Annotated in this window: 19 protein-coding genes; 11 read left to right on the plus strand and 8 right to left on the minus strand. The window is 38.7% G+C overall.

What is annotated here, in order from left to right; genetic code table 11:
- Positions 1–37: 37 nt before the first annotated feature.
- Entirely contained in the window at positions 38–1,189 is a 1,152-nt protein-coding gene (gene rhlB, locus IMO47_RS06145; protein WP_196075630.1) for an ATP-dependent RNA helicase RhlB, read from the minus strand.
- Positions 1,190–1,296: 107 nt separating this feature from the next.
- Complete coding sequence (locus IMO47_RS06150) at positions 1,297–1,509, minus strand: cold-shock protein (RefSeq protein WP_004824348.1); 213 nt, start codon at positions 1,507–1,509, stop codon at positions 1,297–1,299.
- Positions 1,510–1,888: 379 nt separating this feature from the next.
- On the opposite strand from IMO47_RS06150, the gene IMO47_RS06155 reads away from it, so the two are divergent.
- The 8 genes from IMO47_RS06155 to IMO47_RS06190 all read left to right on the plus strand — a co-directional run bounded on the left by IMO47_RS06155 (position 1,889) and on the right by IMO47_RS06190 (position 7,232).
- Positions 1,889–2,143: a sulfurtransferase TusA family protein gene (locus IMO47_RS06155; protein WP_196075631.1), complete on the plus strand. Its 255-nt coding sequence runs from the start codon at positions 1,889–1,891 to the stop codon at positions 2,141–2,143.
- Positions 2,144–2,281: 138 nt separating this feature from the next.
- Complete coding sequence (gene rpoH / locus IMO47_RS06160) at positions 2,282–3,151, plus strand: RNA polymerase sigma factor RpoH (RefSeq protein WP_004824351.1); 870 nt, start codon at positions 2,282–2,284, stop codon at positions 3,149–3,151.
- Positions 3,152–3,308: 157 nt separating this feature from the next.
- Complete coding sequence (locus IMO47_RS06165; RefSeq protein WP_196075632.1) at positions 3,309–3,674, plus strand: DUF423 domain-containing protein; 366 nt, start codon at positions 3,309–3,311, stop codon at positions 3,672–3,674.
- Between the two features lie 51 nt (positions 3,675–3,725).
- On the plus strand, positions 3,726–3,923 hold the full coding sequence (gene thiS, locus IMO47_RS06170) for a sulfur carrier protein ThiS (protein ID WP_004824354.1): 198 nt from the start codon (positions 3,726–3,728) through the stop codon (positions 3,921–3,923).
- Positions 3,924–3,952: 29 nt separating this feature from the next.
- Positions 3,953–4,738, plus strand: coding sequence for a thiazole synthase (locus IMO47_RS06175; protein ID WP_196075651.1), 786 nt, complete (start codon positions 3,953–3,955; stop codon positions 4,736–4,738).
- 177 nt (positions 4,739–4,915) lie between these two features.
- A complete protein-coding gene (locus IMO47_RS06180) occupies positions 4,916–5,602 on the plus strand; it encodes a hypothetical protein (RefSeq protein WP_196075633.1) in 687 nt (228 codons plus the stop codon).
- Entirely contained in the window at positions 5,599–6,297 is a 699-nt protein-coding gene (locus IMO47_RS06185; protein ID WP_196075634.1) for a hypothetical protein, read from the plus strand. Before IMO47_RS06180 ends, IMO47_RS06185 begins: the two co-directional genes overlap by 4 nt.
- Before the next feature lie 287 nt (positions 6,298–6,584).
- Positions 6,585–7,232, plus strand: coding sequence for a hypothetical protein (locus tag IMO47_RS06190; RefSeq protein WP_242052612.1), 648 nt, complete (start codon positions 6,585–6,587; stop codon positions 7,230–7,232).
- Positions 7,233–7,274: 42 nt separating this feature from the next.
- Here the strand turns inward: IMO47_RS06190 and IMO47_RS06195 are convergent, their stop codons facing one another.
- The 3 genes from IMO47_RS06195 to gstA form a co-directional block, all read right to left on the minus strand.
- The gene (locus IMO47_RS06195) at positions 7,275–7,589 is read right to left on the minus strand and encodes a putative quinol monooxygenase (RefSeq protein ID WP_196075636.1); all 315 of its coding nucleotides are present in this window, start codon (positions 7,587–7,589) and stop codon (positions 7,275–7,277) included.
- A 44-nt stretch (positions 7,590–7,633) separates the two neighbouring features.
- The gene (locus IMO47_RS06200; RefSeq protein WP_196075637.1) at positions 7,634–8,215 is read right to left on the minus strand and encodes an NAD(P)H-dependent oxidoreductase; all 582 of its coding nucleotides are present in this window, start codon (positions 8,213–8,215) and stop codon (positions 7,634–7,636) included.
- Positions 8,216–8,424: 209 nt separating this feature from the next.
- The gene (gene gstA, locus IMO47_RS06205) at positions 8,425–9,036 is read right to left on the minus strand and encodes a glutathione transferase GstA (RefSeq protein WP_196075638.1); all 612 of its coding nucleotides are present in this window, start codon (positions 9,034–9,036) and stop codon (positions 8,425–8,427) included.
- Between the two features lie 216 nt (positions 9,037–9,252).
- Between gstA and IMO47_RS06210 the strand changes: the two genes are divergently transcribed.
- From IMO47_RS06210 to IMO47_RS06220, 3 genes are all read left to right on the plus strand, one after another.
- The gene (locus tag IMO47_RS06210) at positions 9,253–10,716 is read left to right on the plus strand and encodes a SulP family inorganic anion transporter (protein WP_196075652.1); all 1,464 of its coding nucleotides are present in this window, start codon (positions 9,253–9,255) and stop codon (positions 10,714–10,716) included.
- Between the two features lie 233 nt (positions 10,717–10,949).
- The gene (locus IMO47_RS06215) at positions 10,950–11,642 is read left to right on the plus strand and encodes a response regulator transcription factor (protein WP_196075639.1); all 693 of its coding nucleotides are present in this window, start codon (positions 10,950–10,952) and stop codon (positions 11,640–11,642) included.
- A complete protein-coding gene (locus tag IMO47_RS06220; protein ID WP_196075640.1) occupies positions 11,588–13,537 on the plus strand; it encodes an ATP-binding protein in 1,950 nt (649 codons plus the stop codon). Before IMO47_RS06215 ends, IMO47_RS06220 begins: the two co-directional genes overlap by 55 nt.
- A 54-nt stretch (positions 13,538–13,591) precedes the next feature.
- On the opposite strand, the gene IMO47_RS06225 is transcribed toward IMO47_RS06220, so the two are convergent.
- The 3 genes from IMO47_RS06225 to IMO47_RS06235 all read right to left on the minus strand — a co-directional run bounded on the left by IMO47_RS06225 (position 13,592) and on the right by IMO47_RS06235 (position 19,317).
- Complete coding sequence (locus tag IMO47_RS06225; protein WP_196075641.1) at positions 13,592–16,051, minus strand: ExeM/NucH family extracellular endonuclease; 2,460 nt, start codon at positions 16,049–16,051, stop codon at positions 13,592–13,594.
- A gap of 236 nt (positions 16,052–16,287) precedes the next feature.
- Positions 16,288–17,925: an AMP-binding protein gene (locus tag IMO47_RS06230; protein ID WP_196075642.1), complete on the minus strand. Its 1,638-nt coding sequence runs from the start codon at positions 17,923–17,925 to the stop codon at positions 16,288–16,290.
- 258 nt (positions 17,926–18,183) lie between these two features.
- Positions 18,184–19,317: an acyl-CoA dehydrogenase family protein gene (locus IMO47_RS06235; protein WP_196075643.1), complete on the minus strand. Its 1,134-nt coding sequence runs from the start codon at positions 19,315–19,317 to the stop codon at positions 18,184–18,186.
- Between the last annotated feature and the right edge of the window lie 82 nt (positions 19,318–19,399).

Consider the following 19,399-nt stretch of genomic DNA (forward strand, 5'->3'; position numbering starts at 1 on the left):
ATTTTTAGTTTGATCTGTATCGATTGAATTTAAACGCTCAACAATAACCTTCCAAGCGCGTCAAAGGTAATTTCTGCCCAATGGCCTTTTCAATCGTCGGTAAATTAAAGGCATCGTCTTCTGACAAGAAACTGATACTGACCCCCTGAGTTCCTGCACGCCCTGTACGCCCAATACGATGTACATAATCATCAGACTGTTCAGGGAGGGTGAAATTGATCACATGCGATACACCATCAACATGAATACCACGACCAGCAACATCTGTTGCGATCATAATATTATGTTTACCATTTTTAAATTGATCCAACATTTTCAAACGCTTATCTTGCGCAATCTCGCCAGAAAGCATGACCACTTTATAACCATCCGCCTTTAAATGATCATACAATTTACGGACCTGATCACGACGATTGGCAAAAATCATTACTTTTTCAATCGGTTCATCCGTTAAAATTTCACGCAATAACTTATATTTGTCTTTCTTTTCGACGACATAAACGCGTTGTTCTACATCCGCATTGGTTTTCTTTTCTGGTTCGATTTCTACGGTGACAGGTTCGAAAAGCCATTGCTGTGCAAGATTAAGCACATCATAACTGAAAGTAGCTGAAAACATTAAAGTTTGACGCTGTTCTTTACGAGGAGAGAAACGTACAATACGTTTTACGGAAGGGATAAAGCCCATATCCAATAAACGGTCAGCTTCATCAATAACCAAAAACTCGATTTGATCTAACCAAATTTCCTTCTGTTCAGTAAAATCAATTAAACGACCAGGTGTCGCGACTAAAATATCAACAAAGCCTTGATCCAACTGCTTTCTCTGCTTGTCAAAATCTACACCGCCCACCAACGTGACGACATTTAAATTGCTATATTTCACCAAATCCTTGGCGTCATTTTCAATTTGAATCGCCAACTCTCGTGTCGGAGCAAGAATCAAAGCGCGCGGCTCTCCGCGATAGCGTTGCGTCTGAATCGGATTGTTAAGTAAATCATTAATAATACTGACTAAAAATGCAGCGGTTTTTCCCGTACCAGTTTGAGCACGCCCGATTGCATCATGTCCTGCCAAAGTATATTTCAATACTTTCTGTTGGATGGGGGTCATTTCTTTAAACCCTAAAGCATCAATCGCTTGTTTAAGTTGCGGATGTAAATTAAGGGTTTCGAAACCTGATGACATAAATACGAGCTCTAACTGTAGACACTTTCAATTGTGCCCATTATAAACAAAAAACGCCCCAATTTATAAGAAATTGGAGCGCCACTTAAATTTTTAAAAATTTAAGATTAGTCTAAAGGCTGAACTTCTTCAGCTTGAAAACCTTTTTGACCTTGTACAACGCTGAATTCAACACGCTGACCGTCACGAAGTGAACGATGACCTTCACCTTGAATAGCACGGAAATGAACGAAAACGTCATCACCGCCTGCGCGTTGGATAAAGCCGAAGCCTTTAGTGTCGTTGAACCATTTAACTACGCCTTGTTCACGAGCTGTCATAAGTTAATCCTCAGTTATTAAGAAAAGGGACCACCCGGTGTTGCAAACAGCAGAGCAAACAAAGTTTTAAAATATTTTGTAATTTCAAAGCTTGTAATCATTCTGTAAAACTATTAACAAAATCCCGGTTACATCCATTTGTAATAGGGTTCAAAACAACAATTGTTTCTGATAAATCCTAAATACGCAACGAGCTTAACATGGGTTTATGACAATTAATAGAATTTTTTTTGATAATTATTTTCGATATCAAGCTTATTTTTTATACACCTTGAATATTATATTTTATCAACGCAAGAATATTGCAAATTGTGTTGGGTAGTTCTAAGAAACTTGCTAAAATATTACGTCTTTAACAGTGTTATATTTTTGCCATAAAATGAATAAAACTTTAGGTCAGACACCTATTGATACAAATCCAACCGAAATTGACAGTATGGGCAAACCTTGCCCAATGCCTTTGTTAATGTTGAAACGTGAATTAAAAAAAGCTGTGCCACAGCAAATGTTCTTGTTAAAGTCATCTGATCCACACAGTAAGATCGACATTTCCCGTTACTGTGAAATGCATCAGCTTGACTGCCAATTGACTCAAGTATCTGAGCATGAATTTCATTACTTAATTGAATCTTAATTATTTTCAATTAAAATTTATTTTTGCAAATTTGCATATATGTTTACATTTCTATACCCAAATTTTCTTACTTATGTACAATATTCGAATTAAGATGAATGCATTAGTAATACGACCAAATTCCTATAAGGAGAACTCATGAGTGACAGCAGCAATCAGTTGATGCCCCTGTCCTTATCTGCACCAGGTGTTAACTTAGGTGCTTATATCAGCACCGTAAATCAGATTCCCATCTTGACAGCTGAGCAAGAAAAAGAGTTGGCTGATCGTTATTTCTATGATCAAGATTTAGATGCTGCAAAAATGTTAGTGATGTCTCACTTACGTTTCGTAGTTCATATCGCCCGTAGTTATGCAGGTTATGGCTTACCGCAGGGTGACTTAATTCAAGAAGGCAATCTCGGTTTAATGAAGGCTGTTAAACGCTTTGACCCTAATATGGGGGTGCGTTTAGTCTCTTTTGCAGTGCACTGGATCAAGGCTGAGATTCATGAATATGTGATCCGCAACTGGCGAATTGTAAAAATCGCAACCACAAAAGCACAGCGTAAATTATTTTTTAATTTGCGTAGTCTCAAAAAATCGAGCAAAAAACTTACCCTTGAAGAAGCACAATCGATTGCCAAGGACTTGAACGTTACACCAGAGCAAGTCTTGGAAATGGAAGGTCGCTTGACTGCTTACGATGCAGCTTTTGAAGCTCAAGGTGATGATGACGATGAGGGCTCAACCCATGTTGCCCCTGCCCTATATCTAGAAGACAATCGTTACGATCCTGCGCGCTTAGTTGAAGAAGAAGATTACGAAGAACAAAGCACCTCCGCTTTGCATGATGCAATGGAACAGTTGGACGACCGCTCAAGAAATATCTTGCAACGCCGTTGGTTAGATGATGATAAATCTACATTACACGAGTTAGCGGCAGAATATAATGTTTCAGCCGAGCGTATTCGCCAATTGGAAAAAAATGCCATGGATAAAATTAAGATTGCCATGTCATCCAACTAATTTCCATCTGTATATACATTGGTTTGAATAAAAGGGCGATCTGCCCTTTTATTTTACCTAGCGTTTTATTGAATCTCACATCTTCATAGATTTTGCCTTTAATCCGAGTTAAATTTTATGTTATGGTTATGCGCAAATTGATGCAGATGAATGGCTTATGTGGATTGCAATTTCAGCACTGAATTTAGCACTTGCAGTAATCTTAGGTGCATTTGGAGCACATGGCTTAAAAGCCCGAGCAACAGAAGCACAATTGGCTTGGTGGCAAACTGCAACGGATTATTTCTTCTATCATGCCCTGGGTTTATTGGCATTGGCAGTACTCAGTAAAGTCATTCCTCAACTTCCAATCAAAGCCAGTTTTTTGCTGATCCAGATTGGCATTCTATTTTTTTGCGGTTCATTATATATCATGGCACTCGGTTTACCGCGTGGCTTGGGTGCAATTACACCGATTGGCGGTGCACTGATGATCGCTGGCTGGCTGGTGCTTGCCTGGAATGCCTTAAAATACGCGAAATAAATCTGTTTTGATTTTTTTAAATCACAATTTGCGCAATCGAATGGAATGTCTATGCAAATTTTCTTAAATGGTGAGCCCCAAGAAACCTCTTGCCAAAATCTTCTACAACTGGTTCAAGAACTTTCGCTGGAAGGTAAACGCTTTGCAGTTGAAATGAATGAAATGATTATTTCCAAAAGCAAACTTGAACTCACCCCTATTGCTGAAAAAGACCGTATTGAAATCATTCATGCGGTTGGTGGCGGCTAATTTGGAGCTCTCCCATGCTAGATTTACCTATTGAAAACTCTCCACTGATAATTGGCTCACGCACTTTCCAGTCTCGTCTTCTTGTCGGTACCGGCAAATATAAAGACTTGCAGGAAACAGATTTAGCCATCCAAGCCAGTGGTGCCGAAATTGTCACCGTTGCAATTCGACGTGTAAATATTGGGCAGAATCCAGATCAACCTAATTTGCTGTCGGTGATCCCGCCTGAAAAATATACGATCCTTCCCAATACTGCAGGTTGTTTTGATGCCAATAGTGCTGTACGTACCTGTATGTTGGCTCGCGAACTGTTAGATGGGCATAACTTGGTTAAACTAGAGGTTTTAGGTGATGAGAAAACTCTTTACCCTAACGTAACTGCAACACTGGAAGCTGCGCGCACATTGATTGAGGATGGTTTTGAAGTGATGGTTTACACATCGGATGATCCTATTGTGGCCCAAGAGCTTGAAAGCATGGGCTGTGTTGCGATTATGCCTTTGGGTAGTCTGATTGGTTCCGGTCTTGGAATTTTAAATCCACATACCATTTCCATCATCAAAGAAAATGCGAAGGTTCCAGTATTGGTTGATGCCGGTGTCGGTACGGCAAGTGATGCAGCAATTGCAATGGAATTGGGTTGTGATGGTGTTTTGATGAATACGGCAATTGCTGCCGCACAAAATCCCATTTTGATGGCTTCAGCAATGAAAAAAGCTGTCGAAGCAGGTCGTGAAGCTTATCTAGCAGGTCGTATGCCACGTAAACGCATGGCAAATGCAAGTTCACCTGAGACAGGTTATTTCTTTAAATAGCTGCCATCGAATCGCTTCTTGATGATTCACTGAAAGACTCAAATTACCTAACTGTATTTTTCGAAATTCTGTTAGGCTTAAATATCTTAGGGTCTGTTGACATTTCATAAATGCTTTGTGTTGTCGCAAACATTGAGGAACTGTCAACAGACCTTAATAAATCAATTGAGAAAAAACATGTTTAAAATAATAAATACCAGTCTTTTTCTTATCGCCTGTTCACCCATCATGAGTTTTGCAAATCAGCCATCGGATGCTTTAAAAAAATTTGTACCACACGATTGGGAAATACTCAGCCAAGCCAAAGGTGATTTGAATCAGGACGGGAAAACCGACATTGCACTGCTGATTCAACCCAAAAACAAACATCAACACAACCGTAAGCTTTTGGTTCTATTCGATAAAGATCAACGACCGCAACTCAAATTCAGTCAACACATTCCAAACTGGACCTACCATGCAAGTGAACCGTGTACCGACGATGCTTTGAATGATTCCTCATTGAGGATAAACCATCAACGTTTAGAATTAATATTCAGTAGCATGTCATCATGTAGTAATACCTATGGTTTAATCACGACATACCGTTTTAAATTAAACAATAGCCACTTCCATTTAATTGGTTATGACTCATTTTATCTAGATAAAATTAATGGTAAACAAGACGAAATTAGTATTAACTTTCTGACGCACAAAGCCAAACTAAGCACGACTGCAAATATTTTCGCTGAAGTTGACACACCGCCTGAAGTGATTTGGAAAACAGTCAAGTCAGCAAAAAGCTATACTCTGGAAAATATTCCTTGGGAGAATGAAGCGTTAATGCTCAACTTTAGTGTTCAGTGGATTGGAGAAAAACAATGAAGAATAAATTACCGCTAATTTTATTTTGCATGCTAGCAACATGTTCAGCTCTTCTTTGGGCTGATACTCAAACAAGCTATCAATCCTTTGTTCCTCAAAACTGGAAAGTACTTAGCAGAGCACAAGGCGACTTAAATGGTGATCAGCAGCCAGATCTTGCCTTGATTATTGAGGATACTGATCCAAAAAATATTGTCAAAAATGATCGTTTAGGCAGTCCTCAGCTCAATTTAAACAATCGAAAATTATTGATTTTAATTAAATCCCCTCAAGGTTATCGCCTTGTAGCGAGTAATTCTACTTTACCTAGCGAAGGAGACCAAGAATCGCCCTGTCTTGCTGATCCTCTAGGCGAAGACAATTCACTCAGCATCAAAAATGGATTAGTACAAATCAACTTACATTATTGGCTCAGTTGTGGTTCTTGGTATGTAAGCAATCATCTTTTTACTTTCCGTTACCAAAACCAATCTTTTAAGTTGATAGGCTACGATGCTACTGACTTCCATCGCGCATCTGGTGAAATCAATGCGAAAAGTATCAATTTTTTAACAGGAAAAATCAAAAAAACTTCAGGTGGCAGTGCGTTTGAAAATCAAAAAACCACTCAGCAAGAATCTTGGTCAAAGTTAAAACAAAAATATACACTCACACTGGAACAAATTGACTTCAAGCATTATGGAGAATATGAATAAAATAGTTTTAAACCTGATCAAGCCCATATTAGATTGATGATCAAACTTCATTCATTGGATCTCTTCCATAAATCAAATATGATCATATTGAACACGCCATAGGGGTAATAAATAAAAGTTTCTTCTCTGTTAGAAAGAAGACTCGGATCAGGAGATTATATGCTGATTGATATTTAGAAAAAGGAATAATCAAAGAAAACTCTTATAAACTTCATGGGATCAAAATAATGTATGGTGAAAAATTATTCTATCTATTTTTTGCATTCATAAACTGCTCAAACTTGGTTATGGCAGATGCCATTGAAACCAAACTTCAGGCTTTCATTCCCAAAGGCTGGAAAATACTCAGCCAAGCTGAAGGTGACTTAAATAGCGATCAGCAGGCAGATCTGGTGTTGATTCTTGAAAACACTGACCCAAAAAATATTGTTAATGATGGCTCATATGATAAAAAACCAGAAAATTCAAGACTCAACCTAAATGCGCGCAAATTACTGGTTCTATTTAAAGATGATCAAACCTACCGCCAAATTGCCAGTAATGATTCACTGCCAAGTGAAAGCAACAGTGAAAAAAAATGCCTAATCGATCCTCTAATTGTAGACCACTCCCCCATCATCCAGAATGGATTACTTAAAATCTCTTTGAATTTTGGATTTCGTTGTGAATCATGGGAGGTTTTTAATAATGTATATACATTCCGTTATCAAAACCAAGTATTTAATCTGATTGGCTACGATTTACATTATTTTGATCTACCCTCAGGCAATAGTCGTAGTGAAAGTACTGATTTTTTAACAAGAAGATTCAGAAAAAGTTTAAGTACTCCTGAACTCGACCTTAAACATTCTCCACAACTATCACAGTCAAAATTAAAGAAAGCTGATTTGCTCAAACTTGAGCAAATTAACTTTGGGCTGTATGTCCACCGCTAGCTTCTCGCAAAGCAGGAAACAACTGTTTAATGAAAAGTGGTTTTACAACCCATGTGCTAAAATTCGAATTTTGATTTCAGCCACATGGTCTTTGACTTCAAGCTGATATTTTTGCATATGTTCAGTATCTAGGTGAGCATTCAGATGCGCAATGCTTTCCCATTTTTCAAGCATTACAATCAAATCGGCATCCCGGGTTTGGTAGTTCACATCTACATTGGCATCCACCAAAAGCTGATAGTCATGACAGCCCTGTTCTTGCAGTACGGTTGGTGTAATTTTTTTAAAGGCTTGAATGATCTGTTCTTTATGTGAGCCATTCGGATGGGCATAAATTTCAGCAATAATTGTCAACATTTTATGTTCCTCAGCATTTTGAATCAGCTAATGATTTGCACAACTTAAGCAAAAAGTCGATGCAAATGATCACGATATTGCTGCTCATATTGCCTAACTTGGGGTGCTTTAATCACATCATTCACAATAAAAGTATCTAGACTGTGCATGCCTAAAAATTGATTGGCTTTATGGAAAGATAAATAAACACCATCTACACCCACACCATGGAAAAATTGTTCTGGATCATCAAATGCATCTATAGGTGCATTCCATGTCAGTGACAACATATATTTTTTGTCGTGAATCAATCCACCTGAACCATATTTTTTTGACACATCAGAACGTGTACGACCATCATTGGCATATAAGCTCCCATGACCTGTTGTGAATACATCATCGATATATTTTTTCATTGTCCACGGCGCACCCATCCACCAACCTGGCATTTGGTAAATCACTGTATCTGCCCAAAGGTATTTTTCTACTTCTTCCTGAGCATCGTAGCTTGCGTCTGTACGAGTCACTTTCACAGTATGTCCTAAATCTGAAAGTACCTGTTCAGCCAAAGCGGTTAAAGTATCGTTCAGCTCACCATTTGAATGTGCAAACTGTTTCGCGCCATTTACAATCAGAATATTACTCATTACTCACCTGTGTATCGTCAATGTTTTAAACCTATGGCGTCACTATAGTGATAATTTTTAGTGTAAAAAATGCATGAATAAGCAAAATATTATTGACTAAAAGTCAATAATAACCTTAAACAAATGATTGAAGTATCTAAGCGAAATCGATAGGAATTAATCAAGCATAAAAAAACACCCGAAGGTGTCTTTTTTAAATGATTTTTGCGTCAAGGAATCAACCCTTCATCTCGCATTGCAATCTGTACAGATTGACGTTCAGCCACTTTATTGCGTAAAGCTACAATATTGGTAAACGGCGTTAAATCATGGTGAATAGAGTTCGACCAGTTGGTCAGCACAAATAAATACGCATCTGCCGGACCAAAACGGTCATTGACCAAATAATCATATTCAGATTCAGCGAGGTAATCATCGATATATTTCAACATCTTATCTAATGTTGCATAACCACGTACTTTTTCATCTTCGGTGATTGCTGGATCAAAAAATACTGCATATTCATCATGTAGTTCTGAATTTAGATAACCTAGCCATTCCAATACTTTGGCACGCCCCAAACCAGATGGTGGGATCAAATCTTGTTTTGGATCATGTTGAGCAATAAAAGGAAGAACCGCGACATTCTCAGTCAAAATCAAACCTGGATTAATTTCTAAAGCTGGAACATAACCTTTTGGATTAATTTCGTAATAATCAGCACCCTTTTCTGTCTTATGCGTTTTTAAATCAACACGTTCTAGATCAAAATCAACATTAATTTCATTCAATAGAATATGAGCTGCTAAAGAACATGCACCTGGTGAATAATATAACTTCATATCTAATCCTTGTTATATGACTGTTTAAGTTGTAAATGGCTTTATTGGCAATTTCAAGTTAAGAAACATAAAAATTTGCAAATCTGCTTGAATTTATAAAAGTGCTACAACTTGAATATTCAGCAAAACGAAGACTTTTTCAAGTCAAACTTGGCTGCATTTTCACTAAAAGATGTTTTAACATACGCATCTTTAAAGAATGATGAAAGGTTTGTAGTGATTAGTCTAAAAAAAGCAGAATGGTTGTCCAATATTCGTACAGATGTAATGGCTGGATTAGTCGTTGGCTTAGCACTTATTCCTGAATCTATTGCTTTTTCTGCAATTGCGGGTGTCGATCCTCAAGTTGGTCTGTATGCTTCATTCTGTATCGCTGTCACTATTGCTTTTTTTGGTGGTCGCACAGCCATGATTTCAGCCGCAACAGGCGCTATGGCATTGCTGATGGTAACTTTGGTGAAAGATCATGGTCTACAATATTTATTTGCTACCACAATCCTGACTGGCACCATTCAAATACTTGCAGGGTATTTGAAAGTCGCAAAATTAATGCGCTTTGTTTCTCAGTCTGTGGTGTATGGATTTGCGAATGCACTGGCAATTTTAATTTTTGTCGCACAAATTCCCGAATTACAACGGATGGATTTGACCGCCTATCTATTTGTTGGATTAGGACTGCTTGTTGTCTATTTATTTCCGTATATTCCAAAAATTGGCAGACTGATTCCCTCACCTTTAGTATGCATCATTGTTCTGAGTTTGATCGCAATGCTGTTCAATACAGATATGCGTACCGTAAGCGATTTAGGTAAATTCCCCGATACATTACCCATTTTCCTTATTCCTGAAGTTCCTCTCAACCTTAATACTCTAAAAATCATTTTTCCTTATGCAGTCACTTTGGCAACTGTCGGTTTACTTGAAACCATGATGACGACCACCATTGTCAATGAAGTCACGCAATCTGAAGGGGACCGTCATAAAGAATGTCGTGGTCAAGGTATTGCCAATATAGTCAGTGGATGTATGGGCGGTATGGCAGGTTGCGCAATGATTGGACAATCGATTATCAATGTTGCTTCAGGTGCACGCACACGTCTGTCCACACTGGTCGCTGGAGTATTTTTGCTGTGTTTGGTGGTCTTTCTAAAAGATTGGCTGGCTTATATTCCAATGGCTGCTTTGGTGGCAATTATGATTATGGTGGCATTCACAACTTTTAATTGGGATTCGGTCAAAAACTTTTCCAAACATTCGAAACAAAGCAATATGGTCATGCTTACAGTGGTTGTCATTGTGCTGATGACCCATAACCTGGCATTAGGCGTACTGGTTGGCGTTTTATTATCTGCGCTGTTCTTGGTGAATAAACTTGAAAGTGAAGTACGAGTGCGTTCTGAACTGTTGAATCGTACACGCCACTATTATATTTATGGACAAATCTTTTTTAACAGTGCAGAAAAGTTTTTTCAGTTTTTTAATTTTCATGAAACAACAGAAAAAGTCATCATTGATTTAACCCATGCGCATATTTGGGATATCACCTCGGTCAATATGTTAAAGCAGGTACAGAATAAATTTCTACACAATAATATTCAAGTTGAAGTGATTGGTATGAATGAAGCAAGCCGTATGCTTGTAGATCAATTCAGTCCATCAGCTGAAAGCACAATTTCATGATTTGAGGAACGGCATAGCGCATGAGGTTTTGTCTCTTCATTTCTGGTAAATCACCTGATTGAAATTTAAACGGCATCAGCTTAGGTGATATGCTGTTTATTTCATCCACTTATTTTATAAAAAACTCAAATTTTCATGTTTAAACCGTAAAAATACCTATTATCAGGTATAGCGCAGTATCTAAATATCTGAAAAACTAGATACATTAAAGCATCAACGAGCTTTTTGACATCATGAACAATGAGTTAAGTTTACCTGTACCTGTCATCATTGTAGAGGATGAACCGCTTATACAAAAAAGACTGGCTGACATATTGGTGAATATTGGGTATTCAACATCAGATTTAGCTTTTGCCCAAAGTCTAGCACAAGCCAAAGAATTACTTGAAACGCATTCTGCATCTTTTGCCTTGGTTGACTTGGGACTTCCTGACGGAAATGGAATTGAATTTATAGAAATTTTAAAAAACTATGATCCAACCATCACGGTTTTAGTAATCTCGGCATGGAGTACTGAAGATGCTATTCTCAATGCATTAAGTGCAGGTGCAACAGGATATGTGCTTAAAGAACGGGATGATATTGAAGTCGCGCTTTCAATCAGAAGTGTTTTACGGGGCGGCGCACCTATTGATCCATTTATTGCCCAAAAAATTTTAAAACAATTACACTTCAATGAAAAAAACAATGGAAATAGATTTATAAACAACCAAAAATCGATTGAAAATGAAAGTATTTTGTCGAAAAGAGAGCTTGGAATTTTAGAGCTGGTTTCACAAGGCTTAAGCAATAAGGAAATTGCGGATCAACTCAATTTATCTCGCTATACCGTTGAATCTCATATTAAACATATTTATCGGAAACTTGCGGTATGCAACAGAGCAAAAGCCATCGATACAGCACGCAACATGGGATTACTCGATTAATCCTCAATATTATGGGTTTTCTGTATTTGCTTTTAGCGACTCTGCAAACTGCATCTTTTGCTCAAGCAGATCTGTTAAATCAAAGCCTTGAGGCTGATGCGCGCTGCCATTTTCAAATTCTCAATATACAGGTTACTCAAGCGAAGGCAAATCAGCCGGAACGTGTTCCTCAATCTGGATGGGAGCATGTTCAATTACCAGATGACTGGGAAAAACGTTGGCATGATTATACAGGTAGTGCTTGGTATAAAATTCAATGGCGTTATCAATGTAATCAAGACCATCAAGCCGTTGCACTTTTGATAGAACGTATCAATTTAGCCGGTGCGGTTTATAGTAATAATGAATTGTTATGGAAAGATAAGTCCCTCGTTGAGCCTTTATCAAGAAGTTGGAATATGCCGAGATATTGGGTCCTTCCTTCTTCCTCTTTTCAAAATCATCAAAATGAAGTTTTAGTCCGTGTTGTTGGTGTTTCGTCACAACATTCTGGCTTAGGCAAAATTCGATTCGGACGTGCAGATGATATTGTCAATCAACATGATCAACTGATTTTCGAACGGCGTACCTTATTTTTGGTCAATATTATCATCAGCTTTGTTCTTGGTACCATTGGCTTTACGATTTGGCTATTTAGGCGTGAAGAAAAAGCCTTTGGCTGGTTTGGCTTAACCTCATTTTTCTGGGTATTATTTGCTTTTAACATTCTATCGACTGTGCCGATTCCATTTACTGACACTTTATTCACAGCTCGACTTAATTTAGTTTTTTTAGCCGGTTATGTATATTGTCTATGTTTATTTGCATGGCGGGTTGCACTTCAACAATACACTTCTATAGAACGTTTGCTTTTAGCCAGCTTCATCATTTGCATCCTAGCATTACTGTTTACACCTGATCCATATTTGGACAAAATTCTACTGACTGTATTTCTTTATGCAGGTCTGGTGTTTATTTTTAACTGCCTACTTTTTCAATGGATTGCTTTAAAAAAACCCAAAGTCGACATTTTACTTTTAGCCTTTATTTTTCTGATTTATCTGGTGATTATCGTTCATGACCTCTATACCATGCTTAATCATGATGATCAGGATCTCTATTGGACACCATTCGCAGCACCCATCACGAGTTTGGCAATTTCATTTATTCTCGCTTATCGAATCTCACAGAATGTTTCTCGGATTGAAAAGTTTAATCAAACACTTGAAGAAACGGTTGAGACGGTAACTTTTCATTTGGAACAGTCTTTAGAGAAAAAGCACCAGCTACAAATCGATAATATGCGTTTACAAGAACGCTTGAACTTGTCACATGAACTGCATGATGGACTGGGTGGCTCAATTGTACGTTCAATGATTCTACTCGATCACAGTGAACATATTGAAAAGCAACAGGTCCTCTCGATGTTTAAACTTTTACGGAATGATCTCAGACAAGTGATTGATTCAGGTACAAGCTTAGGTGAGAAAGTTCCTGAAAATCCGATCATGTGGGTCGCACCTTTACGTCATCGTTTTGTTCAACTTTTCGAAGACATGGAAATTGAATCGACATGGATATTTGCTGAGAATTGGCTGCTAAAACCACCACCATTGATTTGTTTGACCTTGTCACGTGTGGCGGAAGAAGCTTTGACCAATATTATAAAACATAGCCAAGCTTCAGATGTCGAGGTTGCTCTGGTTGAAAATGAACGTCAACAATTGATTTTAACTATTCAGGACAATGGCATTGGCTTTGAAGTAGATCAAGTCCAGTCAGGGCTGCATGTTGGCTTACAAAGTATGCAGGTTCGCGTGAAACGGATTGGAGGGAGCTTTGAGATACATTCACAGCATGGATTTACTGTAATACGTGCCATCTTGCCTCTAAAAGATAAGAATGAACAGATTTGAACATCAAAAAGAGAAACTAGATCCCCAGTTTCTCTTTGTTTAAATCGTTTGAGCCTATTTCCGTTTAGAGCGTGCCAATACCGATGTTGCCGTCAATAACACCAAGCCAAGTAAAGACCACAGCCCCGTACTTCCCCCACTACTTTTAGCCCCTGTTGTAACGGAATCATTTAAGTCTAAATCTACAACAACGGGATCATGGTCAGAAGAACGGAATGCATCTGAACTGTAGAACGATGCAATTTGCTCATCTGTTTTAAACTCTTCGTTGTAATCAAGAGCTGTAGGTTCATCCGCATTGATATGCCATGCAAAAGTACGTTTAACCATTGGATATAAGTTGGCATCTGCAATGGCGTGATCTAAATTACCAGCACCACCATTCCCTGTTGCATCACTCGCAACACCAAAGACGTAACTATAAGCGAATTTACCTTGACCAATTTTTTCATCATTTAACAATACCTTATAGTTGGCTTTTTCAAAGGCTAAGATTGGATCTTCTTTGGCATAACTGTTCATATCTCCAACCAATAAATAATGAGGCTTTTCAGCTTTGGTCGGGTTGGTTGCAATCCATTGAATCAATTTTTGTACCGCAGTTACACGGGTAGGATTCCAGCATCCCTGTCCATCATTTTGGTTGGCTTCAGGTGATGCTTTATCATCAGGGCAACTGCCTTTAGATTTTAAATGGTTGGGTATAACGGTAAAGGTTTTTCCGCCAGTCACGGCTTGGAAGCTTTGTGCCATAGTGACACGGTTTTTTTGCGTCAAGTCATCATAAACCACGGGGTTACCCACAGTTTTTACACGCTTGCTGTTATAGATAATCGCAACAGCAATCACATCAGTACCTAACTTGTCCATATTTGGGGGAATGACATATTTCCAATCTGCACCCAAAGCTTTCGTCAGATAAGCCACGGCACTTTTATCACCATAACCATTGTTGGCGATTTCCATCAAACCATATACATCTGCATCAATGGTTTTAATCGCGTTGACGATTTTTGCATGTTGGCGGTTAAATTCTGAAACAGTGTTTGCACCACGATCAGGTTTAACGCCAATCAAAGGAGAATTGTCATAGTTCAAGACATTGAATGCAGCAACACGGACTTGCTTAGTGTCTTTAGCAGGAACATTTGCATTTCGAGGATTGGTGTCTTTGACAATTTCAGGTAAGGTTTTATTTTCAACCGGCTGGATACGCCACGCGTTAAAACGATATTCCAAAATCCCTTCAACATTCTTTAACTGATAACCTGTCCGTAAGGTATTGGCAGCATTAAAATTTACTGGAAGCCAAGGTGTTCTATTTTGATTATTATAACCATCATCTAAAATAATTTTTGATAACAGATTGGTTTTGGCTAGTGCAACTGCTTCTGCTGATTTTGCAGGATATAAGTTGGTCGGGATATATAAACGTCCCAGACTTAATGACAGCTGACCATAACGACCATAATCATAGTTTTCACTGACCGTTAAAGTTTGTGGCATTTTCACCAACATCCCTTGATAACGTTTAGGTGAATTACCAGTTGCATCTGTTAAACTTGAAAATGGAAGTTGCACCGGTGTTGCACTGACTAAGTTGGCAGCTTGATTATTACAGGTACCAATATTGTTACTGAGCTGATCAAGCTGTAACTGATTTTGATAAGTCGTTAAACGTCCCTTAAGAATCACTTCCTCACCCGCTTTTCCGCCAGTGACTGGACTTCCAGCAGGAATATATACAAAAATTGCATTACTCAAATTCGCTTTGGCTTTTGTGTCAGGCGTTTGGATATAAAAACCTGAAAATCCATCCTGATAACGATAGTCGGCGGTAATGACCCCTCGAACGATGTACTGCTGATTCTGTGTAGCAGACTGCAAATCTGCAATAGGAGTATCAGCTGTGCTACAACTCAAAGCATTTCCTGTTGGCGGGGTTGTTGTGTCTGCACCTAAATAGGTATTGAAGGCATTACGATCTGACCATTTTGTCCACTCGCTATCCAAGTCGAAGGCGCTATCGGGATCTACTGAACTCACATCATTTTTATTTTTTATTCTGCTTAGGCTATTTTGATAACTGGTAATCGTTGTTCCCCAACCTCCACTTGCTGGACGTTCACCAATACGCCCAAAACGATCGACTGGAGTTCCTTTATATAAAAGAACCAATGCATCATCACCATTGAATGTCAAACCAGCGACTTGATTTACCTTAGTTCCAATTTCTGCTTGTAATTCACTGCGACCCAAAATAAATTTTGCTTTGCCGGCGAGATTTCCCTGTAAGGCAAATGTTGCTGATTTGCTCGTTACCCCATTGGTGTATTGCTGAATTTCATAATCCGCGAGATTAACTGCTGTTGCATCTGGATTATAAATTTCTAATCCTTTTTTATTGGCAGCACCATCGATATATTGACTAAACATCAATTGTGCATGGCTTGAAAATGAACAACCCAATAAAGCAAGGCTTAAACATAGAGTATGTGGTTTTAAAATTTGCATGATTTTTAACATTTGTTGAAATTTACAGCAGATTAATTTTTATTAATGACAATATCGTGAATTCAGATCATCCGATTGCAAGCTTTTGACTCGGAATGGGTGATCAAATATTACAGCAACTTAAAATAGAGTGCTGAAATATTTGAATTTCAGATGGTTTTGCAGAAAAAAGCACCCTTTCGGGTGCAAGAGCATGGAACTTTAATAAAAATATGATGGATCGAAAATTAAATCATTCACTGCATTTGCTGTAATTTAGCCACTTCTTGTTGCTTGAGTAGATTACGCTGAATCTTTCCACTGGAAGTTTTTGGCAAGTTTGCGACAAATTCAATTTCACGTGGGTATGAATGTTTGGATAGACGTGATCGAACGTAGTTTTGTAATTTAACATTTAATTCATCTGAGGCTAAAAATTGCGGCTTGAGTACAATAAAAGCTTTAACGATTTCTGTTCGTTCTGGATCAGGCTTTCCAATAACTGCTGATTCTAAAACTTCGCTGCATTCAAGTAGTGTACTTTCTACATCAAAGGGTCCAACACGATAGCCTGACGTTGTAATGACATCGTCTGCACGCCCAATAAAATCAATTCCGCCTAACTCATTGAGTCGAACTGTATCACCTGTTAAATAATACTTCCCGACAAAAGATTTGCGGTTATTTCCGCCATACCCTTTAAACCAGGTGAGTGGTGATTTTTCAAAATCAATTGCCAAAGTTCCTATTTCTCCAGGCTCCACCTCTTTGTGGTCTTGATTTAAAACTGCAAAACGATGTCCAGGATTTGCAAAACCCGCAGAACCTACCTTGACGGGGTGAGATAATGCATGATGATTACCGATCACCATACCCAATTCTGTTTGTCCATATTGATCATATATGTTGACGCCAAGATCATGATTAAACCAATGGATTACTTCAGGCGTTAAAGGCTCTCCCGCACTGCTGACTACACGTAAATGGTCTTTGATTGGAGCATCAAATTTTTCTTTAAAACCAAAGAACATACGAAAAGCTGTGGGAGATCCAGTCAAATTACTGACTTTGTACTTTGCAATAATTTCCAATGCATGGTCTACACTGAAGGCATGTTCATCCATGATAATGCTGTGTCCCAATCCCAATGGTCCGGTGATACCATAATATAAGCCATATGCCCACCCCGGATCCGCCAGATTCCAAAACGAGTCTTCTTCACGTAGATCAACGGCATGACGCATATATTCTTTAAATGCTAAAACAGCTTTGAGAGGCACAGGAACTGACTTGGCTAAACCCGTGGTTCCTGAAGTAAACATCATTAAGAAATCATCTTCAAAACTTAACATAACCGGATGATGTACTGCTGATTGCTTGGTCAACTCCCCCCAAAAATCAGCTTCTTTACTCTGACTAGAATCAGAGGCATGAACGGTCAGAATATGAGGTAATTCAATTTGATCCAATTTGCTACGTTGTTCTTGATTGGTGACCATTAACTGCGTATTGGCAGCTGTAATACGATGTTCAATTGCTTTAGATTCAAAAGCAGTAAACAAAGGTTGATAGATTGCGCCAATTCGCCATGTGGCCAAAATGGTAATAAGTAATTCAGGCGTACGTGGCAATAATCCAGCAATACAATCTCCAGAATTTAAACCAATTGATTGGAAATAATTTGCCAACTGTCCAGAAGCCTCTGCAAGCTGCTCAAATGCCCATTGTGCTGATTCGCCATTTTTTCCTTCCCAGATCAAAGCAACTTTATTTAAACCAACAAAACGCCCACAACACTCTTCATAGGCATTCATCGACTCTGGGTTTCCAACCAATTGTTCATTGATCAACTTGGCATAATCAAATTCCAGATAAGCCTGTTCCAGTGTTTTCATGTCAATATCCTTGTCTTTGTCAACACACCATCTCGATGTGCAATTCCATATCTGCGTTCTAGCTTTTATTGAACTGCTAAATCATTCAGCATCTGTTCCCGTGCTAATAGATAAACATGATTAGAATTCATACACAATTTCCAAATACCTCAATTCTGCTGCGGTATTTGGACATGTATAACGGTGCAAAAAAACCAATAAAAAGACCAGCATGACGCTGGCCTCTCGATCAATTTGATAGCATCTTTCAGCTTTGCATCATTCAGTTACGGCGCGTGCAATCACTAAACGTTGAATATCGGATGCTCCTTCATAAATCTGACTGACACGAACGTCTCGATAAATCCGTTCAACAGGAAAGTCAGAAACATAGCCATAGCCACCATGTATCTGTATGGCATCAGAACAGACTTTTTCTGCAATTTCCGAGGCAAAAAGTTTTGCCATCGATGCCTCTTTTAAACAAGGCAAACCCGCATCTTTCAAACTTGCAGCATGGTAAATCAACTGACGTGCTGCCTCGATTTGAGTTGCCATGTCGGCAAGACGAAATGCCACAGCTTGGTGCTGAACCAGTTCTACACCGAAAGCTTTACGTTGACTGGCGTATTCAACGGCAGCTTCTAATGCAGCACGAGCCATACCTACACATTGCGATGCAATACCAATTCGTCCAGACTCTAAATTCGATAAGGCAATTTTGTAGCCTTCACCCTCATTGCCCAATAAGTTTTCAGCAGGAATTCGACAATTTTCAAAAACAATCGTCGCAGTATCTGAACAACGTTGCCCCATTTTGTCTTCAATGCGGGAAACGATATATCCCTTTGTATCAGTTGGAACTATAAAGCAAGAAATTCCCTTTTTGCCGGCTGTCTTATCTGTCATGGCGAACACAATTGCAACTTGTGCATTTTGTCCCGACGTAATGAACTGTTTGGTACCATTAATGACCCATGCATCGCCATCACGTTCAGCTTTACATAACAAAGCACCAGCATCTGAACCTGCCTGTGGCTCTGTTAAGCAAAAGCAACCAAGCCAGCGCCCTGTTGCCAAAGGAATTAAATAATCTTGTTTCTGCTGTACTGAACCATATTTTTGGATAATCCCACAAGGTAATGAGTTTTGTACACTGACTATCGTAGAAATTGCTCCATCACCTGCTGCGATTTCTTCAATCGCGACAACCAAAGACATATAGTCCAAACCAGCACCTCCCCATTGCTCGGATACGGTCATTCCCAATGCTCCCAAATCTCCCAATGCTGCTAATTGCGCTTTCGGAAATTGTGAATGCTTATCTCGCTCAGCAGCCGTTGGCTTGAGCTCATTTTGAGCATAATTGCGCATCATTTCCTGAACCATCTTTTGATCATCATTGAGTATCATTCGAGTATCCCTCTCAGTGGGTTTTCAAAGATTTTGAACATGACTGTCCTGATGCCAAGCTCAAGCATGTAAATAAATCAAT

Origin of the sequence: Acinetobacter sp. Res13-Abat-PEC15-P4-01, from assembly GCF_015676285.1 — a bacterium.
GTDB lineage: Bacteria > Pseudomonadota > Gammaproteobacteria > Pseudomonadales > Moraxellaceae > Acinetobacter > Acinetobacter nematophilus.